Origin of the sequence: Streptomyces gilvosporeus (assembly GCF_002082195.1) — a bacterium.
In the GTDB taxonomy this organism is placed as follows: Bacteria; Actinomycetota; Actinomycetes; order Streptomycetales; family Streptomycetaceae; genus Streptomyces; species Streptomyces gilvosporeus.
The window spans coordinates 7,583,686-7,602,746 of sequence record NZ_CP020569.1; the positions used below are offsets into that span (position 1 = coordinate 7,583,686).

The window sequence follows — 19,061 nt, forward strand, 5'->3', positions numbered from 1 at the left end:
TCAGGCACGGCACCGCAACATCTCCAGCGGCGGGTTCGCGAGGAGGTCCGCCCAGAAGTCCTTGCCGAAGTCGCGGATGCCGGCCTCGGACACCTGTAGCGGAACCCATTCCACCGCACCGAACCCGGCCGCCCGCAGACACTGCTCGTAGACCTCGCGGCGCGGGGCCGTGCTGACGATGGTGATCGGCTGCGGGTCGAGGAGCGCCGTGACCCGCTCCAGCGGACCCGTCTCGATCTCCTCGCCGGTCGGCTCGCAGAGGAAGCCGTACTTGTGCAGGGACGGATTGTCGAACCGGTAGTCGGGCTTCTGGGCGAGCACGAAGAACTCACCGCCCGGCACCAGACTTCGGTGGATGTTGCGGCACATCCGCTCCATCTGCGCGATGTCCTCGGCGTAGTTGAGACACTGCACGCCCAGTGCGACGTCGAAGCGCCGGTCGAGCGGCCGCAGTTCGGCCACATCGCCGACCTCGTAGCGCACGCCCAGCGGGTCACGCTTCTCCATCTCCTGCGCGGCGGCGATCATCTCGACGGAGATGTCGACGCCGAACACGTCCGTGGCGCCGCGCCGCTTGAACTCCCTGCTGTAGAAACCGGTGCCGCACGCCAGGTCGAGAACCGACTTGCCGCTCACATCCCCGACCATGCCCAGGAAGCTCGGTACCTCTCCGTATTGCATCAGCGGCAGGGCCTTGAACCCCTCGAATGCCTCGCCGATCTCGTCGTACTGCTGCACGCTCATGTGCTTCCCCCTCGTGTGTTTCATCCTGCTTCGTCCGGTACGCGGCCACGCCGGCCGGGCCTCCGGATGCGGAGGCTTGCCGGGTCGGGTCGTGGCGGAAAGTCTGCTCCGCCCTGCCCGGACCGCCGTACTGGCAGATGGCACGAAGAGTTGGCCGGGTCAGCCTCGTATCACCCAACACCCGCTCCGGCGCCCGGAAGTGGTGCGATCACGCAGGCACGGCGACGGTGGCCAGGGCGTCCGTGAGTCGCCGGCGGTGCGGCGGCAGCGGCTCCAGGAGCGGACGGCGCACGGTCGGGTGCGGGATGATACCGAGTTCGGCCAGCGCGGCCTTGGCCATGATGGCGCCTTGCGAGGTGCGCATGATGGCGTCCGTCAAGGGGAGCAGCGACGCCTGGACGGCCTTCGCCGCATCGAGGTCGCCGCTGCGGACCGCTCGGATGAGCTCGGCGTTGCGGTCGGCGACGACATTGCCCACGACGCTGACCACGCCGGTGGCGCCGCATGCGAGGTAGGGCAGGTTGAGCTCGTCGATACCGCAGTAGTAGGCGAGCGACGTGCGATCCATGACGGACATCGCCTCGAACAGATCGCCCTTGGCGTCCTTGACCGCCCGGATCCGGGGGTGGCCGGAGAGCTCGATCAGCGTGGCCGCTTCCATGGCGATGCCGGTGCGCGCCGGGACGTCGTAGAGCATCACGGGCAGCTCGGTGGCGTCGGCCACCGCCACGCAATGGGCCACCACGCCGGCCTGCGTCGGCCTGGAGTAGTAGGGGCAGACGAGCAGCAGGGCAGCCGCCCCCGCGGCCTCGGCCTCGCGGGCGCGCTGCACGCTTTCGTCCGTGTTGTAGGTGCCGACACCGGCGATCACCCGGGCCCGGTTCTGCGACAGGTCCACCACGGTGCGGACGAGCCGGGCCGACTCGGCTTCGGTCAGCGTGGGCGACTCGCCGGTGGTCCCACCGACGACGAGGCCGTCGCACCCGGTGGCCAGCAAGTGGTCGACGAGATGGACGAGCCCTGGTGCGCTGATCGCGCCGTCGGGCTGCATTGGGGTCGCCATGGCGACGAGGTTGGAGCCGAAGAGCAGGTCGGCGGGGAGTGGTTGGTCGGTCATGGTGCGATCCTGCCCCGAGCGATACCTTCGGTCTACCGATGCTTTTTTGCCTGTACTGCGTAGCCTGGCTTCATGATTGATGTCGGGGCCCTGCGGGCACTGCGGTCGGTTGCCGCTCTCGGGACGCTGGCGCGGGCGGCCGAGGATCTCGGGTTCACCGCTTCGGCCGTGTCACAGCAGATCAAGAGGCTGGAACGACAGGTCGGCGTGCCCCTGCTCGCGCCCGCGGGACGCGGGGTCGTCCTCACCCTGGCCGGACAGGCCCTCGTCGACTCGGCACCCGACGTGTTCCATGCGCTGGAGCGCTGCGCCGAGTCGGCCCGATCCGTCGCGGAGGGCGCGCCGCGCGGGACGCTGCGCGTGGTGTCCTTCTCGACCGGTATCCGCGGGCTGCTCGCGCCCATCATGGAACGGGTGTCGACGCGCTGCCCGGACCTCCGTATGCACATCACCGAACAGGAGCCCGACCAGGCCCTCCACGACGTCGACACCGGCAGCGCCGACCTCGCCCTCCTCCACGACGCCGACGGGCTGCCCGTCCACCTGCCGACGTCGCTGACCCAGCGCCGCATCCACACCGACGTCGGCGATGTCGTCATGCATCGGACACATCCCCTCGCCCGCCTCGACCTGCCACTGACCAGTGACGATCTGGCCGGCCACGCATGGGCGACGAGTCCGCCCCGCACGGTGTGTTACCAGTGGTTCCGACGGCTCGTGGCGGATCTGCCCGAGGACCCCGATGTGCGCCATCTGATCGACGACTTCTCCACGCAGCTGTCGCTGGTCGCCTCCGGCGAGGTCATCGCCCTGATCCCGCGCCTCGCCCGCCCGCCCCTGAGAGACGATCTCGTCGTCCGGCCGCTGCGACGGCCACCGAAGCGCGAGGTGCACGCGGCTTGGCGGCACAGCGCCCATGCCAGCCCGGCGATCCACGCCGTGCTGGCGGAACTTCAGAGGACCGAGAACGCCGGCTCCCACCTGGCATGATCAGGTCATGACCCTGGCGACCACTGGCCAGGACGTGGTCGATGAGACCGGCGACGCGGGCGCGGGCCTCGTCGTCACCGCCACCGCCCTGCTCGTCCTCAGCGTGCTCATGTCGATCGCCCTGCTCGTCCCGATCAACTCCCGCGTCGCCCAGTGGACCCAGGGCAGCGTCCCGGCCGACCGGAAGCAGCAGTTCGGCCGCTGGGACCGGCTCCACTACGTGCGCGTCGGCGTCATCATCACCGCATTCGTCCCGCTGGTCACCGGCAGGGCGTGACGCCCCGGCAAGGCCGGGGATTTCGTGGAAGGCGGTACGGATCAGCGCCCGCGACGCAGGAAGTCGCGGGCGCCGCGCAGCGTGGTGCGCAGGGTGCGCTGCGTCCGCGTACTGTCCAAACGGACGTCCAACGCCCCCGGGAATCCGGCGCCGGCGCGGCAACCGGCGGTCAGCAGGGAGGCGTTCAACGCATCGCGGTCGGCGATCAGGACGCCGAGTTCGTGACGGTTGATGGCATCTGATCAGCCAGCGGATCCCGGCGATATCGCCGACGCGGGTGGCGAACGTCGCCGTCACGGCGTGCCCGGCTGTCGATGCCTGTCGGGTCAACTCGCGGCCCAGGAAACCGCTGCCGCCCACGATCAGGATGTTCATGGTTTGCCAGGTCGGGCCCCGTGCTCGCGCTGACCTGTGCGTTCGGTCGTGAGGCGGGTCTCGAAGCCGTCGAGGATGGCGTGGAGGCCGAAGGTGAAGGTGTTGTCGGGCGCTGCCGCGTACTGCGAGGCGGCGGGGGTGCCGAGGCGGGCGCGGAGCCGCGGGTATTGCTGGGCGGTTTCGGTGGCGCGCGCCATGGCGTCGGTCATCAACTGCTCGGCGTCTGCGCCGTTCTTGCTCAGTCGGCGCTTCAGCGACACCTCCGCGGCGGGGCCGAGTGCGCTGCCGAGCACGAAGGTGAGGACGGTGGCGGCTGCCCGGTCCGCGTCGTCGGCGGTGAAGCCGGCCTTTTCGTAGAGGGCGAGGCTGAGGTCGTCGTGGCGGGCCTTGCCCGGGCCGTGCATGAGGTGGCTGCCGAATGCCTGGCCGAGCCAGGGGTGCCGGGTGAGCATGGTGTGCATGCCGGTGGCCTGGAGGGTGGCGGCCGTACGCCAGTCCGTGGCGTCGAGATCGGGCTGCTCGATCTCGTACCAGAGCGCATCGGCCGCGAGCCGGACCAGGTCGTCCTTGGTTTTGATGTGCCAGTAGACGGCCGTGGCGGCCGAGCCGAGCCGTTTGGCCAGGCTACGCATGTTGAGGCCGTCCAGCCCCTCGTCGTCCAGCAGCTCGATGGCTGCTTGGACGATCCGCTCTGTGGTCAGCGTGTCTCTCGGCATGGCCACCACCCTAGTTGAACTTAGTTCATCGAGTTCCCGTCGAGTCTTGCACTTTGTTCAAGTAGTCGTCTACGCTCCCTCTCGTATCCGCACTCGTACTTAGTTCAAGTCTCAGGAGGGGAAGCGATGTTGCAGGAGAACTCGCAGGGGAAGTTGCAGGAGAAGCTGTCGCGGTTCGTCGAGGCGCAGGCCAAGGAGTTCGCGGTTCCCGGTGTCGCCGTCGGGGTGCTGTGCGACGGTCGGGAGATCTATGCGTCGCACGGTGTGACGAGCCTCGGCAACCCGCTGCCGGTCGACGAGAAGACGCTGTTCCATCTGGCGTCGGTGTCCAAGACCTTCACGGCGACCGCGCTGATGCGCCTGGTCGCGGAGGGGAAGGTGGAGCTGGACGCGCCGGTGCGGCGCTACGTTCCCGAGCTGAGGCTCGCCGACGAGCAGGCCGCGGCGCAGATCACCGTCCTGAATCTGCTCAACCACACCGCGGGCCTGGACTGGAACCTGATCGACGACGGCAAGGGCGACCGCTCGCTGACCGGGCTCGTGGCGAAGCTGCCCGAGCTGCCGCTGATCGCCCCGCCCGGTGCCCGCGCCTCGTACAGCCAGGCCGGATACAACCTCGCCGGCCGGATCATCGAGAAGGTCACCGGCCTGCCCTTCGAGCAGGCCATGGCCTCCCTCGTCCTGGAGCCGGTGGGCCTGTCGGACACCGTCTACGGCCTGACCGAGGTGATGGTCCGCAAGTTCGCGGTGGGCCACAACCCCGGCGAGGACGGCGAACCGCAGGCCGCCCGGCCGTGGGGCGCGTTCAAGGAAGGTGCGCGCGCCGACAACCCCGGCGGCGGCCTCGCCTCCTCGGTGAGCGATCTGCTGCGCTGGGCGCGTTTCCAACTCGGCGACGGCGAAGGCGTGTTGCCCGCCTCGGCGCTGCACCGCATGCGGGAGCGGACGGTCCGGCTGCGCGCCAGCTCGCTCGGGGACGGCCTGGGCATCTGCTGGTTCCTGCACGACCTGGACGGCGTCCAGGGGATCGGGCACGGCGGCTCGGGCAACGGCCAGTTCGCCGAACTCCTCATCGTGCCGGAACGCAACTTCGCGGTGGTCTCCCTGGCCAACGCCGGGCCGGACGGCTACTCCGTCAACCAGTCCGTCGTGAAGTGGGCGCTCCAGCACTATCTGGGCGTCGCCCAGCAGGAGGCCGAGCCGGTCGCGTACGACGAGGGGCGGGCCCGGCAGGTCGTCGGCCGCTACGAGATCGACGCCATGACCCTCGACTTCGCCACCGACGGCACGCGCCTCACCCTGGCCGTCGATATCAAGCCGGAGATCCGCGCGGCATCGGATGAGGAGATGCCTCCGGGCTACCCGGCCGCGGCCATCGGCTTCCTTCCCGGCGACGGTGATGGTGATGGTGACGGTGACGGTGACGAGTACGTCATCACGGAAGGCGGCCTCAAGGGGCAGCGCGGCTACTTCTCCCGCGACGATTCGGGCGCGGTCGTGGGCGTCGATCTCGCCGGCCGGCTCTTCAAGCGGGTCGTGGAAGCATCGTCGTGATCCGGCGCGCGGGGGTGGCTGCGGGGCCGCTCGCTGCGGGCGGTCCCGGCCGCGGGGTGTCCGCCGGCCCGCCCGCCGTGGCCGGTCCCGGGCGCTCGCCCTCCGCCGCGGGTTCGGGGTCAGTGCGCTTGCGCCCGACGGGTGCCGCGGTAGGCGAGGGCGACGAGGGTGAACACGGCCAGCACGGCGACGCCGATGAGGACGGTGGGCGGTGAGAAGACCCCGGTGCACAGGGTGATCACGTACGGGGCGAGGAAACCCAGGTAGGCCAGCGCCCAGAAGTACGAGGTCAGCCGCGCCAGCCGGTGGCTCGGGGCGAGGGCGGCGACCTCGGTGAGGCCGTAGGCGACGCAGAGGCCGTAGCCCGCACCGAGCACCATCGACGCGATCAGGGCGACCACGGGCTGGGTCTGTGCCGCGGCGAACGCGGCGATCAGCAGTCCAAGGGCGACGGCGGCCAGTCCGACGGCGCCGGTGGCGAGGCGATGCCGGGCGGCGAGCGAACGTGCCAGCGGCGCCACAAGGATGCCGGCGCCGGGCGTGACCGCGGTGATCACACCGGCGTAAACGGTCTGCCAGCCCTTCAGATCGGCGTCGATCAGGCCGGGCAGCGTGGCGAAGGCCACTGCCGGGGCGATGAACACCCACGGGGCCACGGGAGCGACCAGCCGACGGAACTCGGCCGCTGAGGCGCGCCGCTCCCGCTGCACGACGGGAGCGGGAGCGGCCGAGGCCGTGCCGCCCGGGTGAGCCGGAGAGGATTCCGGGGCGCGGGCGGCGCAGAGCGCCGCGATGGCGGAGAGGAGCAGATGCGGGAGGTAGGCGGTGACCATGGGGTGCGGTGCCCACTGGGCGATGAGGGAGGCGGCCAGGCCGCCGGTCGCGAAGCCGGTGGACAGGAACAGGCCGGAACGGCGGGCCGCCACCCCCGGATGGGGGGCGGTGCCGTGCGGGGGCGTGGACAGCTCCTTGACCCATGCGCCGCCCGCCGTCAGCAGGGCGCCCGCGCCGATGCCGGTCAGGAAACGTCCGGGCCACAGGAAGGCGGAGGCGGCGGGGCCGAGCATCAGCAGACAGGTGGCCAGAGCCGACGTGCCCAGTGCGAGAAAGACGACGGGGCGACGGCCCCGCCGGTCGGCGAGCGGCCCGCCCAGCAGCAGACCCGGGATGAGCCCCAGCACGTAGATGCCGAACAGAGCGGTCGTGTCGGCGGTGGTCAGGCCCAGCTCGCTGCGGTAGGAACCCAGCAGGGCGGAGAACTGGTTGGCGCTCCAGCCGGAGGCCGTCATCACCCAACCTGCCCTCAGCCAGTGCCGGGGTGGGGATATGGGTGTGGGGGTGCCCGAGTCCGTCTGCGGGGTGGGGGTGGCGGCGGCCGATGACCTGGCCGAGGTGGCGTGCGTGCTCATGCCGACCGTTGTACGGGTCGGGCGGTGCCCGGCGCCGCCCCCGTTCAGGAATCCTGAACGCCCTCGTGACCAGGCGCGGAGCGGTCGTATCGTGGCCGGTATGGATCTGCGAAAGCTGTCCTCCTTTCTGGCGGTGGTCGAGGAGGAACACTACGGCCGGGCGGCCGCCCGGCTCTTCCTGTCACCGGCCGCCGTCACCCTGCACATACAACAGCTGGAGCGGGAGTTCGGTACCCGGCTGCTGGACCGCGGCAACGGCCCGGTCGTGCCGACCGTCGCCGGACGCAGGCTGGCCTCCCATGCCCGCGCCCTGCTCGCCGCGGCCAATGCGGCCGTCGAGGACGTGGCCGAGGCCGGCCTCGCTCCACCGGCGGCGGCCCGCCCCTTGCGGGTCGGCATCATGGGCCACGGCTCGGCCGAGGTCACCCCGGCCGCCGTCAACGCCTTCCGCCGCGCGCGCCCCGAAGTCCCGCTGGAACTGGTCCAGTTGAACTTCACCGAGCACATCAGCGCGCTGCGCGAGGACCGGGTGGACGTGGCATTCGTCCGACCCGCCTTCGAAGCCGACGGCATCGAGGTGGACATTCTCACCACGGAACAGCGGATCGTGGCGGTCCACGCCCGTTCTCCCCTCGCCGACGCCGCCAAAACCGGTGTCCACGTGGCCGACGTCATCGACCTGCCCTATCTTCAGGTACCCCGGCACACCCCGCGCAATTTCACCGACTACCTGTACTTCGAAGCCGGCGAGCACCGCGCACCCGATCACGCCCTCACCCCTCAGGACGTCCTCACCAGCGTGGCGGCCGGCCGCGGCGCCGGCTCGGGTCTGCACTCCTTCGCCCGCTACTACCCGTGGCCCGGCGCACGCTACGTACCGGTGCTCGACGCTCCTCGTGCGCACAGCGTTCTCGCCACCCGCGTCACCGACACCCATCCCGAAGTACGTATCTTCCGTGCCCTGACGGTGGCCTTGGCGCGCGAGAGCAGGCTCTGGTCGGGCTGATGTCGGGCCGGCTGTGGATGGACTCGGCGTCGCTGCGGTAGGGAACGGTGAACTCGTCCGCCGTGTGGCGGAGCAGCACCGCACACCTGGAGCCGCCGTGAAGATCTTTGTCTCGTCCGACATGGAGGGCACCGCAGGAGTCGTGGACTGGTCGCAGTGCCGGCCCACCGAACCTGAGTACGCCTACTACCGGGGCCTGCTCCAGGAGGAGGTCAACGCCGCCATCGAGGGAGCCATGGAGGGCGGCGCGACCGAGTTCCTGGTCAACGACTCGCACTCGACGATGGCGAACCTGCGCCCCGACACCCTGGCGGGCCGGGCGCGTTACCTGTCCGGCCGGCACAAACCCCTGTACATGATGCAGGGCCTGGACCCGTCGTTCGACGCCGTCTTCTTCGTCTCGTACCACGGCTCCATGGCGGGCGCGCCGGCAACCCTCTCGCACACCTACAACCCCCGCGCGATCAGCGAGGTGCTCCTCAACGGCGTCACCGCGGGCGAGAGCGGCATCAATGCGCTGGTGGCGCTGGGGCACGGAGTCCCGGTGCTGCTGATCACCGGGGACGATACGACGGACGCCGAGATCAAGCCGTTCTGCCCGGACATTCACAGCGCCGTGGTCAAGTCCTCGGTATCCCGGTTCGCCGCGGACAGTCTGCACCCCACCGAGGCCCGCGAGCTGATCCGCCAGGCCGCACACAACGCCGTCCGCACCCTGCCGCAGTCCACCCCGCCGCACATCACGCTGCCGGCCACGCTCACCGTACGTTTCCGCAACCCCGACCTTGCGGAGATGGCGACCTGGATCAACGGCGTCGAACGCGCCGACGCCGTCACCGTCCAGCTGACGGACGAGGACCCGATCCGGCTCTACCGCAGGTTTGTCATGGCCGTCCTGCTGACGCGGGGCATTGCGGAGTGAGGGGGCGCTGCGTGCCGGTTCGTCACGCCCGCCCCCCTGCCAGGGCCATCAGGCGGGCGAGGACGCGGTCGCCGGAGGCGGCGAGGCCGTCGTGTTCCCACTCGTTGGTGACCCAGACGCGGGAGGCGCCGATGGTGCGGGCGGTTTCCAGGGAGAGGGTCGCGTCCACGTACATGTCGTCGTGGTAGACGACCGCGGCGAGTGGGACCGTGTTGGAGGCGAGCCGGGCGTGGTCGTACAGCGGGGGCCAGTCGGTGCGCTGGGCGAGGAGGTCGGCGGCCTGGGCGAAGGGGCGCAGGCCGCGGATGTCGTCGAACATCCAGGGGTAGATCATTTCGCCGGTGAGGAGGAGGGGGTCGGCGTCCTCGGTGAAGTCGGGGAAGGTGGGCAGGGCGCGGGAGGCTGCCCAGGCGGTGGGGCCGGCGCCTTGTCCGTAGAGGGATTCCTGGAGGACGGCGAAGAGGGGGTTGTCGGTGAAGCCGGTCAGGGACATGACCTGGTAGAGGAACGTGTCGGTCAATGCGGTGTCGGTCGATGTGGGGTTGGTCCATGCGGTCTTGGTGGATTCGGCGTCGGTCGATGCGGCGTCGGGTGTTCCGTTTCCGTTTCCGGTGTGGGAGAGGGCCTCGTCGAGCAGCCAGTGCAGGCGCTCGAAGCCGTCGCCCATGCCGAGCAGCAGGCCGAGGGTGCGCAGTCGGCGGACGGTGAGGCGGTCGCCGTCGGGCAGGCGTATGTCCTGTGTCGTGAGCAGGTCGGCGATGCGCCGCAGGCGCCGGGCGTCCTCGGGGTAGCGGGCGTAGAAGTCGCGGACCCGGTCGCCCACCCGCGGATAGGTGCGGGCGTAGACGTCGTCGGCGGTGGCGGACAGGCCGGGCAGGCCGCCGGCGACGTAGCACGCCTTGAGTCCTTCCGGGGCCCGGGAGAGGTAGGTGAGGGTGAGGAAGCCGCCGTAGCTCTGGCCGAGGGTCTCCCAGGGGGTGTCGCCGCACAGTTCGCGGCGGATCAGCTCGGCGTCCGCGACGATCGAGTCCGCTCTGAAGTGGGCCAGGTGGGCGGCGAGTTGGGACGGTTGACGGAAACGGGCGGCTGATCTTGCCGTGACGGGGGTGGAACGGCCCGTTCCGCGCTGGTCGAGGAGCAGGACGCGATGCGTCTTCACCGCGTGGGCCAGCCAGCCGGGTGACGCGGCCGACGGGCGGGGGGACTTGCCGCCCGGACCTCCCTGGAGATACAGCAGCCACGGCAGTTCCTCGTCGACACGGGAGCGGTCGGCGACCTCGCGGGCGAAGACCTGGAGGGTTTCGCCGCCGGGGGTGGTGTGGTCGAGCGGCACTGTGAAGAGGTGATCGACGGTCGCGTAGGAGGGGTTCATGTCGATGAGTCTGCGAGGGTTGGTGAGTCGGGGGAACTCTCATCTGGGCATCAGGTCACGTTATGCGACGTGCGGGATTCAGGGTGTACGTGCGCTCCGAGGTGTAGAAGTCCAGGGCGGCGCGGCCCTGTTCGCGCGGGCCGCGGCTGGATGCCTTGGTGCCGCCGAACGGGAGGTGGAAGTCGACGCCGGTGGACGGGGCGTTGACGCGGATCATGCCGGTGTCGAGGTGGTCGAGTCCGTGCAGGGCCTCGTCGAGCGATGCGGTGTGAACGGAGGTGACCAGGCCGTAGGGGACGGAGTTGGTGATCCGCACCGCCTCGTCCAGGCCGTCGGCGGTGAGCAGCACGGCGAGCGGGCCGAAGACCTCCTCGCGCCGCAGGACATGGCCGAGGGGTATGTCCGTCACCAGCGCGGGGGCCACGTACCAGCCGTCGCTCCCGGTGGGTACGGGGGCGGCGGCCACGGCGGGCAGGGTCCGCCGGGCTTCGACGACGCGGTCGCGGGCCCGCTCGCTGATGACGGGGCCGCAGACGGTGGCCGGATCGGCGGGGTCGCCCACCGCGAGTGCCCGCAGCTGCTCGGCCAGCGCCTCGCGCAGCGGGCCGAGGGCCGCGCCCACCGCGATCACCCGGCTGGTGGCGGTGCACTTCTGGCCCGCGTAGCCGGCGATCGCGGAGGCGATCTGCGCGGCCGCGGTGTCGATGTCCGCGTCCGGCAGGACGATCGCCGCATTGAGCCCGCCCATCTCGGCCTGTGCGGGGATGCCGCGTGCGGTGGTGGTACGGGTGACCAGCTGGCCGACGACGGTGGAGCCCGTGAAGGAGACGGCATCGGCGGCCGAGACGACGGCGTTGCCCTCGGCGGCGCCGCCGGGCAGCACGGTGAACACCCCCGCGGGGACGGCTCGTTGGATGATCTCCGCCAGGCGCTGGGCACAGGCGGTGGCCTCCGGTGCGGGTTTCAGGACCACCGTGTTGCCGGTCGCCAGTGCCGGGGCGGCTTTCCAACTGGGGATCGCGAAGGGGAAGTTCCAGGGGGTGATGAGACCGGCGACGCCGTGCGGGCGGCGGCGGGTGAGCAGCAGCCCGGGGCCGGCGGCCGTCTCGTGGACGGAGCCGGTGGGCTCGTACGGGGCCTGGGCGTGGTACCGCCAGATCGCGACGGTGCGCGCTACTTCGGCGCGGGCTTCGGTGACCGGCTTGCCCACCTCCCGCACGGCCAGCGCGGCCAGTTCGTCCGCAGCCGCCTCGATGCCGGCGGCGATGGCGCCCAGCGCGTGCGCGCGGGCCGCCGCGCCGCCCAGCAGCCAGCGGGGCTGGGCGGCGCGGGCGCGCTCGACGGCGTTGAGGGCGGCCGGTGCGCCGGGGGCGGGGAGGTGGACGAGGATGTCGGACGGGTCGGCCGGGTTGCGGGAGACGACCGGGGGAGGGGCATCGTTCACAGCAGGAAACCTCCGGGGAAGGGATCGTCGGGGTCGAGGAAATACTGGGCGGTGCCGGTGATCCAGGCGCGCCCGGTGATGCGCGGCACGACCGCGGGCACCCCGCCGACCTCGGTCTCCTCGGTGAGCCGACCGGTGAACTGCGTACCGATGAAGGACTCGTTGACGAAGTCGCGGTGCAGCGGCAGGGCGCCGCGGGCGTGCAGCTGTGCCATCCGCGCGCTGGTGCCGGTGCCGCACGGCGAGCGGTCGAACCAGCCCGGATGGATGGCCATGGCGTGCCGCGAGCGGTGTGCGTCGGAGCCGGGGGCGGCGAGGTAGACGTGTTTGAGGCCGGTGATCTCGCGCTGGGTGGGGTGGGCGGGCCGGTCGGATGAGGCGTTGACCGCGTCCATGACGGCGAGCCCCGCGGCGAGCAGGTCGTCCTTGCGGGCGCGGTCGTACGGCAGCCCCAGGGCGTCGAGTTCGACGAACGCGTAGAAGTTCCCGCCGAAGGCGAGGTCGTAGGGGACCGTGCCGTAGCCGGGCACCTTCACCGTGCGGTCCAGCGCGACACAGAAGGCGGGGATGTTGGTGAGGGTGGCGGACTTCGCCCGGCCGTCCTCGACGCGTACGTCGACGGCGACCAGCCCCGCGGGGGTGTCCAGGCGGACGGTGGTGACCGGCTCGGCGACGGGCACCATGCCGGTCTCGACGAGGACGGTGGCGACGCCGAGAGTGCCGTGGCCGCACATCGGCAGCACGCCGGAGACCTCGATGAAGAGGACCCCGTGGTCGGCATCGGGGCGGGTCGGGGGCTGGAGGATGGCGCCGCTCATGGCGGCGTGCCCGCGCGGCTCGTACATCAGCAGGGTGCGCAAGTGGTCCAGATGCTCGATGAAGTGGAGCCTGCGCTCCGCCATGGTGGCGCCGGGGAGTACCCCGATGCCGCCGGTGATGACGCGGGTGGGCATGCCTTCGGTGTGGGAGTCGACGGAGTGGAAGACGTGGCGGGTGTGCATGGGGATCGACACCGCCTTTCTGTGTTGCCGCGGGGTTCGTGAGGTGCTGCGGGGTTCGTTCGGGAGAAGGGGAGTTCGGCCGGGGTCAGTGATGTCCCGCGGCGACGGCCTTCTCGGTCGCCGCGCGTACCTCGGCGGCCATCGGGGACGGCAGCGGCAGGCGCGGCGGCCGGGTGGGACCGCCAGGACGGCCTGCGAGGTCCATGGACGCCTTGATGGCCTGCACGAACTCCGTCTTGGAGTCCCAGCGCAGCAACGAGTGCAGGGATGCGTACAGGGGCAGGGCGGTCTCGACGTCCCGGGCGACGGCGGCGCGGTACAGCGCGGCGCAGGTGGCGGGAAAGGCGTTGGGGTAGCCGGCGACCCAGCCGACGGCCCCGGCGAGCGCGAGTTCGACGAGGACATCGTCGGCGCCGATCAACAGGTCCAGTTCGGGGGCGAGTTCGGCGATCTCGTAGGCGCGGCGCACATCGCCGCTGAACTCCTTCACCGCCACGATCGCGCCCTCGCCGTGGAGGCCGGCGAGCAGGGCGGGGGTCAGATCGACCTTGGTGTCGTGGGGGTTGTTGTAGGCGACGACGGGGAGTCCGGCCCGGGCGGCCTCGGCGTAGTGGGCGCGTACGGCCTGCTCGTCGGCGCGATAGGCGTTGGGCGGCAACAGGAGGACGCTGCCGCAGCCCTCCTCGGCGGCCTGCTCGGCCCAGCGGCGGGACGCGGCGCTGCCGTACGCGGCGATGCCCGGCATGACCCGCGCGCCGTCGCCCGCCGCGGCGACGGCGGTGCGCACCACGCGGGCGCGCTCCTCGTCGGTGAGGGTCTGGTACTCGCCCAGGGAGCCGTTGGGGACGACACCGTCACAGCCGCTGTCGATCAGCCAGCGGACGTGGTCGGCGTAGGCGTCGTAGTCCACGGAGAGGTCGTCGCGCAGCGGCAGGGCGGTGGCGACCATGATGCCGCGCCAGGGGCGGTCGGGGCTCCAGGCGGCGGGGGAGGTGGTGGTCATGGGGCAAGGATCCCTTCTGGCTTATGTGACATTGCATGAAGTGGGTGGGCGTGAAGGGGGTGGGCATGAAGGGGCGTGAAGTGGGTGAGGGGGAATGGGGTGATCGGGTGGGGTGTCGTCCGTCCGTCCGTCAGTCAGTCGGCCCCAGCCCGGCCCCGGCCGCACCGGGGGAGTCCGGTTCGTTGAGGGCGGCCAGCGCCCCCAGCCGAAGGGGTACCGCCAGCGGCCGGCGCTCCGGGGGCGGCTCCGGCTGCGCGGCCTGTGCGGGTGCGGCCAGGCAGGCCACGGCCGCCCCGCACATGCGGCCCTGGCACCAGCCCATGCCGGCGCGGGTGAGGAGTTTGACGGTACGGGCGTCCCGGGCGCCGTAGTCGGCGACCGCCTCGCGGATCCGGCCCGCGGTGACCTCCTCGCAACGGCATACCTCCGTCGCGTCGTCCAACCACTGGGGCCATCCGGGCCCGGGGGCGTGGACGGCGGCCATCGCGTCGGCGAAGGCGCGTAGGCGTGCACGGCGGCGCCGCAGCTCCCGCACCCTCCGGTTCTCGCCGGCCACCGCCCGTCCGCGCAGCCGGGCGGCGATGGCGAGTCCCGCCAACTCGCCCTCTGTCAAGGCCAGTTGAACGCCGCCGACGCCGCCGGTCTCGCCCGCGGCCCACACTCCTGATACCGAGGTCTCTTGAAGGGCGCCGAGGGCGAGGGCCTGGGTTCCGTCCACGGTGCGCCGCGTCGTGCAGCCGAGCCCGACGGCCAGTTCGAGCTGCGGGACCAGGCCGTGCCCGACCGCCAGCGCCTCACAGGCGATCCGGCGGCCGGACCCCCGTACCGGCCGCCACCGACGGTCGAGCCGGGAGACCGTCACGGCCTCCACCCGGTCCGAGCCGTGCACCTGGGTCACCGCGCTTCGGGTCCGCAGCCGTACGCGGTGCCGCAGCAGCGCCGCGCCGTGGACCGCGGCCTCCACCAGCTTGTCTGGCTGGGACAGCAGGGCGCCGGGACGGCGGGCGTAACCGAGGTAGTCCGACGCCTCGACCACCGCGGGGACGCGGGCCCCGGCCGCGGCGAGCGATGCGGCGACGGCGAGCAGCAGCGGGCCGCTGCCCGCCACGACCACCCTCCTGCCCGGCAGGACCAGCCCGGACTTGAGCATCGCCTGCGCACCACCGGCGCCCATCACGCCTGGCAAGGTCCAGCCGGAAAAGGGCAGTTGACGCTCGTATGCGCCGGTCGCCAGCAGTACCGCGCGGGCCCGTACCCGGACCGGGCGGTCACCGTCGCCGTCCGCACCGGTGACCGCATGCACATCCCACGCTCCCGCCGCGTCCGCCGCCGGTACGACCGTCCAGACGTGGTGTCCGGCGAGATGGCTCACCTCGGTGGCGGCCAGGCGGCGGAGCAGATCGGCGAAGGCGGGCCAGTTGTGGTGCAGGGCCTCGGGTCGGGTGGCGCCGAGGGCGGGGGAGGGGTGCCGGTAGTACTGGCCGCCGGGTTGACCGGAGGCGTCCAGGAGGGCGACGGACAGGCCGAGTTCGGATGCGGCCACGGCGCCCGCGAGTCCCGCGGGGCCCGCGCCGATCACCGCGAGGTCGTACTCCGGCCCGCACTCCGCCCCGTCTCCCGTACCGCTACCCGGTGCATCAGACGCCGAGTTCGGCATGGCCGTGTCCCTCCTGGGTGGTGACGGTGTCGCCGGGCCGGGCCGGGAGCAGACAGGCCCGCCGGTTGGGCCGGCCGTTGACGGTGGCCAGGCAGTCGTAGCACTGGCCGATACCGCAGAACGCGCCGCGCGGGCGGCCGCCGACGCGGGTGCGGCGCCAGGCGAGGATGCCCGCGGCCCAGAGTGCGGCGGCGACGGACTGGCCGGGCAGCGCGGTGACCGGCCGCCCGTCGAAGGTGATCTCGAATGCGTCGTCGGTCGCCGCGCCGACGAGTGCGGCGGGGCTGCGGTCACGCGCCATGGCGCGGCTCCCTTCGGGGCGGGGTGGCATCGGCCACCGGGGTGTCAGCACGCCGCACCGTCGCCGAACCGTTCGGGACGGAACGGGCGGACGTCCAGGGGCGGTTCGTCCTCCGCTGCCAGTGCGGCGACGATCTGCCCGGTGGCCGGGGCGAGACCGATGCCCGCCCCCTCGTGGCCACAGGCGTGCAGCAGTCCCGGCCGCCGCGGGTCGCGGCCGATCGCGGGCAGGTGGTCGGGCAGGTAGGGGCGGAACCCGGCGTAGGTGCGCAGGGCCCGCACCGTGCCGAGTACGGGGAAGAGCCGCACCGCCTGGGCCGCGAGGCGGCGCAGCGCCTCCACGGACAGCGTGCGGTCGAAGCCGACGCGCTCCCGGCTCGCGCCGATCAGGACCGGTCCGGCCGGGGTGCCCTCGACGACGGCGGAGGTCTGGAGCGCGGCCGATCCGCTGGCGACATCGGCGACATAGTCGGCCGAGTACACCTTGCGCCGCACCACGCGCGGCAGTGGCTCGGTGACCAGGACGAAGCCCCGCCGCGGACGCACCGGCAGCGCTACGCCGGCGAGCCCGGCCAGTTCGCCGCCCCAGGTCCCCGCCGCGTTCACCACGCACGGGGCGTGCAGTTCACCGGAGGGCGTACGCACCCCCCGCACCCGACCGTCCGTCGCGGTGAGGATCCCGGTGACGGGCTCGCCGAGCCGCAGCCGCACCCGGCCGCCCGCCGCGCGCAGCAGGTGGGCGGCGGCCAGCGCGGGCTGTACCTGGGCGTCCTGCGGATAGTGGACGCCGCCGGCGAGGCCGGGGGCCAGATGCGGCTCCAGGTCGCCGAGCCGGTCGCCCGGCACCGTTTCCGCCGTGACACCGGCCGCCGCCTGCCGCGCGGCGAACGTCCGCAGCGCGGCCAGGTCCTCCGCGCCGGAGGCGACGACGAGACCGCCCTTGGCCTCGTACTCGATATCCCGCGGGAGCGCGTCGCTCAGCTCGTGCCACAACGTCGTGGACAGCTGGGCCAGTTCGAGTTCGGGGCCGGGCTCCTTGTCGGAGACCAGGAGGTTGCCTTCGCCGGCGCCGGTGGTGCCGCCGGCGACGGGGCCGCGGTCGATCACGGTGACGTCCAGGCCGCGCCGGGCGGCGTAGTAGGCACAGGCGGCGCCGACCACGCCCGCGCCGACGACGAGGAGATCCGAAGAGTGTCTCGTGGTCACGTCAGTAATATTTCACATTGCACTGGCGGTGCCAAGAGATCGGCGCGTCGAGAGATCTCCGGGCCCGGATCTCCGGGCGCGACCTCAACTCCCTTGTGCGCGGCCCCTTGTGCAGTGCAATTTCACATTACTATTTTACAGCTCGCGTTCCAGGCTCCTGGCTCACTTTCCAGCCGCCCGCGGCTGTCCGACTGTTGACGGAGTGACCCCTGATGAACAAGCGCACCTCCACCGCCGTCGCCGTCTCGCTGACGACGGCCCTCGCCCTCGGCGCGGCCGGCTGCTCCGGCGGCAACTCCGCGGACGGCCGCGGCAGGAACCCCGCCCTCGCCCACCAGGGCGCCGCCATCGGCGGCACCCCGAAACGGGGCGGCACCCTCACCGTCCTGTCCAACCAGGACTTCACCCATCTCGACCCCGCCCGCAACTGGGTCATGAACGACATGGACTTCGGCACCCGGCTGCTCTACCGCACCCTGGTGTCGTACCGGGCCGCGCCCGGCGCCAAGGGCGGCAGGCTCGTCCCCGACCTCGCCACCGATCTCGGCACCCCCTCGAACGGCGCCAGGACCTGGACCTTCCACCTGAAGAACGGCGTCCGCTACGAGGACGGCACACCCGTCACCGCGCAGGACATCAAGTACAACGTCGAGCGGTCCTTCTCGCCCGACCTGCCCGGCGGCTCCGACTACGCGGCCCGCTATCTCGCCGGCGCCGACGGCTACAAGGGCCCGGCCGACGGCAAGCACCTCGACTCCGTCAAGACGCCCGACGACCACACCCTCGTCTTCGAACTCCGCAAGCCGTTCGCCGAGTTCCCCAACGCCGCCGTCATGCCGACCTTCGCACCGGTGCCCCAGAAGCGGGACACGGGGCCGCGCTACGACAACCGGCCGTTCTCCTCGGGCCCGTACAAGGTCGCCTCGTACGAGCGGGGCACACGGCTCGTCCTGGTCCGCAACCCGTACTGGGATCCCAGGACCGACGCGGTACGCAAGGCGTACCCGGACCGGCTGGTCGTGGTGATGGGGCTCAAACCCAACCAGATCGACGACCGGATGATCGCCGACCAGGGCGCGGACGCCTCCGCCGTCCCCTGGTACGCGCTGCGCCCGGAAAGCGCCGCCAAGGTCCTGTCGAACGCCGAGGCCAGGCGGCGGCTGCTCGCCGAGTCGACGAACTGCACGGACATGGTCCAGATGGACACCGGGCGGGCACCGTTCAACAATGTGACGGTACGTCAGGCGGTGCAGTACGCCCTCGACAAGGACGCGATCCTGACCGCGTCCGGCGGACCGGCCTTCAACGACCCGTCCACCGCGTACATGCCCGCCGCACTCTTCGGCGGCAGACAACCCGACACCCTCAAGATCCCCGCCACCGGCAACCCCGCCAAAGCCCGTCGGCTGCTCAAGGAGGCGGGCAAACCGGACGGCTTCGCCACCGAGATCACCGTCTCCTCCGGCGACAAGGGCCGCGCCGAGGCCATCCAGGAGTCCCTGGCCAAGGCGGGCATCAAGGTCACCATCAACGCCGTCGACCCGTCGGCGTTCTACGCCACCATCGGCGACACCAAGAACCGCACCGCCCTGGTCTACACCGGCTGGTGCCCCGACTACGCCTCCGGCTCGACCTTCCTCCCCTTCGTCTTCGACGGCCGCTACATCAAGGAGAAGGGCAACACGGGCAACCACTCCCTCTTCCGCGACCGGCCGACCATGCGGCGGATGGACGAGATCGCCGCGATGACGGACGCCCGGCGGGCCAACGAGGCGTGGCAGCGGCTCGACGGCGAGATCCTCGAAAAGGCACCGGCCGTCCCGGTCCTGGTGCGCCGCTGGCCCCTCGTCGTCGGCGGCAACATCGCCGGCGCCTACGGCCAGACCTCCTACGGCGGCCAGCTCGACTACGCCACCGTAGGTCTCAAGGACCCCTCCAAGAGCCAGAGTTGAAGGGAAGCCACCTCGT

At 71.7% G+C, this 19,061-nt stretch carries 17 protein-coding genes and 1 pseudogene; 6 read left to right on the plus strand and 12 right to left on the minus strand.

What is annotated here, in order from left to right; translation table 11 throughout:
• Positions 1-744, minus strand: coding sequence for a class I SAM-dependent methyltransferase (locus B1H19_RS33530; RefSeq protein ID WP_083108649.1), 744 nt, complete (start codon positions 742-744; stop codon positions 1-3).
• A gap of 208 nt (positions 745-952) precedes the next feature.
• The gene (gene dapA, locus B1H19_RS33535; RefSeq protein ID WP_083108650.1) at positions 953-1,861 is read right to left on the minus strand and encodes a 4-hydroxy-tetrahydrodipicolinate synthase; all 909 of its coding nucleotides are present in this window, start codon (positions 1,859-1,861) and stop codon (positions 953-955) included.
• Between the two features lie 72 nt (positions 1,862-1,933).
• Here dapA and B1H19_RS33540 point away from each other — a divergent pair, with 72 nt between their 5' ends.
• The gene (locus tag B1H19_RS33540; RefSeq protein WP_083108651.1) at positions 1,934-2,851 is read left to right on the plus strand and encodes a LysR family transcriptional regulator; all 918 of its coding nucleotides are present in this window, start codon (positions 1,934-1,936) and stop codon (positions 2,849-2,851) included.
• Positions 2,852-2,858: 7 nt separating this feature from the next.
• The gene (locus tag B1H19_RS40125; RefSeq protein ID WP_418361490.1) at positions 2,859-3,128 is read left to right on the plus strand and encodes an anthrone oxygenase family protein; all 270 of its coding nucleotides are present in this window, start codon (positions 2,859-2,861) and stop codon (positions 3,126-3,128) included.
• Between the two features lie 41 nt (positions 3,129-3,169).
• On the opposite strand, the pseudogene B1H19_RS40930 reads toward B1H19_RS40125, so the two are convergent.
• Together B1H19_RS40930 and B1H19_RS33555 are read right to left on the minus strand one after the other, a co-directional pair.
• A pseudogene (locus B1H19_RS40930) lies at positions 3,170-3,370 on the minus strand (dTDP-4-dehydrorhamnose reductase); the annotation flags it as partial.
• A 129-nt stretch (positions 3,371-3,499) separates the two neighbouring features.
• A complete protein-coding gene (locus B1H19_RS33555) occupies positions 3,500-4,219 on the minus strand; it encodes a TetR/AcrR family transcriptional regulator (protein ID WP_083110028.1) in 720 nt (239 codons plus the stop codon).
• Between the two features lie 126 nt (positions 4,220-4,345).
• Between B1H19_RS33555 and B1H19_RS33560 the strand changes: the two genes are divergently transcribed.
• Complete coding sequence (locus B1H19_RS33560; RefSeq protein WP_083108653.1) at positions 4,346-5,773, plus strand: serine hydrolase domain-containing protein; 1,428 nt, start codon at positions 4,346-4,348, stop codon at positions 5,771-5,773.
• A 119-nt stretch (positions 5,774-5,892) separates the two neighbouring features.
• On the opposite strand, the gene B1H19_RS33565 is transcribed toward B1H19_RS33560, so the two are convergent.
• Positions 5,893-7,182: an MFS transporter gene (locus tag B1H19_RS33565; protein ID WP_083108654.1), complete on the minus strand. Its 1,290-nt coding sequence runs from the start codon at positions 7,180-7,182 to the stop codon at positions 5,893-5,895.
• Positions 7,183-7,282: 100 nt separating this feature from the next.
• Here B1H19_RS33565 and B1H19_RS33570 point away from each other — a divergent pair, with 100 nt between their 5' ends.
• A complete protein-coding gene (locus B1H19_RS33570; RefSeq protein WP_083108655.1) occupies positions 7,283-8,188 on the plus strand; it encodes a LysR family transcriptional regulator in 906 nt (301 codons plus the stop codon).
• Between the two features lie 97 nt (positions 8,189-8,285).
• The gene (locus B1H19_RS33575) at positions 8,286-9,110 is read left to right on the plus strand and encodes a M55 family metallopeptidase (protein ID WP_083108656.1); all 825 of its coding nucleotides are present in this window, start codon (positions 8,286-8,288) and stop codon (positions 9,108-9,110) included.
• A gap of 22 nt (positions 9,111-9,132) precedes the next feature.
• Here B1H19_RS33575 and B1H19_RS33580 read toward each other — a convergent pair whose 3' ends face one another.
• The 7 genes from B1H19_RS33580 to B1H19_RS33610 form a co-directional block, all read right to left on the minus strand.
• Entirely contained in the window at positions 9,133-10,482 is a 1,350-nt protein-coding gene (locus B1H19_RS33580) for an alpha/beta fold hydrolase (RefSeq protein WP_083108657.1), read from the minus strand.
• Positions 10,483-10,537: 55 nt separating this feature from the next.
• Positions 10,538-11,926, minus strand: a complete 1,389-nt coding sequence (locus tag B1H19_RS33585; protein WP_083108658.1) for an aldehyde dehydrogenase family protein — start codon at positions 11,924-11,926, stop codon at positions 10,538-10,540.
• A complete protein-coding gene (locus tag B1H19_RS33590; protein WP_083110029.1) occupies positions 11,923-12,927 on the minus strand; it encodes a proline racemase family protein in 1,005 nt (334 codons plus the stop codon). Before B1H19_RS33590 ends, B1H19_RS33585 begins: the two co-directional genes overlap by 4 nt.
• 85 nt (positions 12,928-13,012) lie before the next feature.
• Entirely contained in the window at positions 13,013-13,930 is a 918-nt protein-coding gene (locus B1H19_RS33595) for a dihydrodipicolinate synthase family protein (protein WP_083108659.1), read from the minus strand.
• Between the two features lie 130 nt (positions 13,931-14,060).
• Positions 14,061-15,587: an NAD(P)/FAD-dependent oxidoreductase gene (locus B1H19_RS33600; RefSeq protein WP_083108660.1), complete on the minus strand. Its 1,527-nt coding sequence runs from the start codon at positions 15,585-15,587 to the stop codon at positions 14,061-14,063.
• Positions 15,568-15,888 (minus strand): (2Fe-2S)-binding protein, encoded by a 321-nt coding sequence (locus tag B1H19_RS33605; protein WP_083108661.1) that lies wholly within the window; start codon positions 15,886-15,888, stop codon positions 15,568-15,570. The genes B1H19_RS33600 and B1H19_RS33605 overlap by 20 nt, the downstream gene beginning before the upstream one ends.
• Positions 15,889-15,932: 44 nt before the next feature.
• Positions 15,933-17,093, minus strand: a complete 1,161-nt coding sequence (locus B1H19_RS33610) for an NAD(P)/FAD-dependent oxidoreductase (protein WP_083108662.1) — start codon at positions 17,091-17,093, stop codon at positions 15,933-15,935.
• 212 nt (positions 17,094-17,305) lie between these two features.
• On the opposite strand from B1H19_RS33610, the gene B1H19_RS33615 reads away from it, so the two are divergent.
• Positions 17,306-19,045 carry an ABC transporter substrate-binding protein gene (locus B1H19_RS33615; RefSeq protein ID WP_083108663.1) on the plus strand — a complete coding sequence of 580 codons (1,740 nt, stop codon included), beginning with the start codon at positions 17,306-17,308 and terminating at the stop codon, positions 19,043-19,045.
• Positions 19,046-19,061 lie beyond the last annotated feature (16 nt).

Bases quoted from the DNA above. Each gene is read 5' to 3' on its own strand.
- B1H19_RS33530 (WP_083108649.1), bottom strand. From the start codon at position 744: ATGAGCGTGCAGCAGTACGACGAGATCGGCGAGGCATTCGAGGGGTTC.
- dapA (WP_083108650.1), bottom strand. From the start codon at position 1,861: ATGACCGACCAACCACTCCCCGCCGACCTGCTCTTCGGCTCCAACCTC.
- B1H19_RS33540 (WP_083108651.1), top strand. From the start codon at position 1,934: ATGATTGATGTCGGGGCCCTGCGGGCACTGCGGTCGGTTGCCGCTCTC.
- B1H19_RS40125 (WP_418361490.1), top strand. From the start codon at position 2,859: ATGACCCTGGCGACCACTGGCCAGGACGTGGTCGATGAGACCGGCGAC.
- B1H19_RS33555 (WP_083110028.1), bottom strand. From the start codon at position 4,219: ATGCCGAGAGACACGCTGACCACAGAGCGGATCGTCCAAGCAGCCATC.
- B1H19_RS33560 (WP_083108653.1), top strand. From the start codon at position 4,346: ATGTTGCAGGAGAACTCGCAGGGGAAGTTGCAGGAGAAGCTGTCGCGG.
- B1H19_RS33565 (WP_083108654.1), bottom strand. From the start codon at position 7,182: ATGAGCACGCACGCCACCTCGGCCAGGTCATCGGCCGCCGCCACCCCC.
- B1H19_RS33570 (WP_083108655.1), top strand. From the start codon at position 7,283: ATGGATCTGCGAAAGCTGTCCTCCTTTCTGGCGGTGGTCGAGGAGGAA.
- B1H19_RS33580 (WP_083108657.1), bottom strand. From the start codon at position 10,482: ATGAACCCCTCCTACGCGACCGTCGATCACCTCTTCACAGTGCCGCTC.
- B1H19_RS33590 (WP_083110029.1), bottom strand. From the start codon at position 12,927: ATGCACACCCGCCACGTCTTCCACTCCGTCGACTCCCACACCGAAGGC.
- B1H19_RS33595 (WP_083108659.1), bottom strand. From the start codon at position 13,930: ATGACCACCACCTCCCCCGCCGCCTGGAGCCCCGACCGCCCCTGGCGC.
- B1H19_RS33600 (WP_083108660.1), bottom strand. From the start codon at position 15,587: ATGCCGAACTCGGCGTCTGATGCACCGGGTAGCGGTACGGGAGACGGG.
- B1H19_RS33605 (WP_083108661.1), bottom strand. From the start codon at position 15,888: ATGGCGCGTGACCGCAGCCCCGCCGCACTCGTCGGCGCGGCGACCGAC.
- B1H19_RS33615 (WP_083108663.1), top strand. From the start codon at position 17,306: ATGAACAAGCGCACCTCCACCGCCGTCGCCGTCTCGCTGACGACGGCC.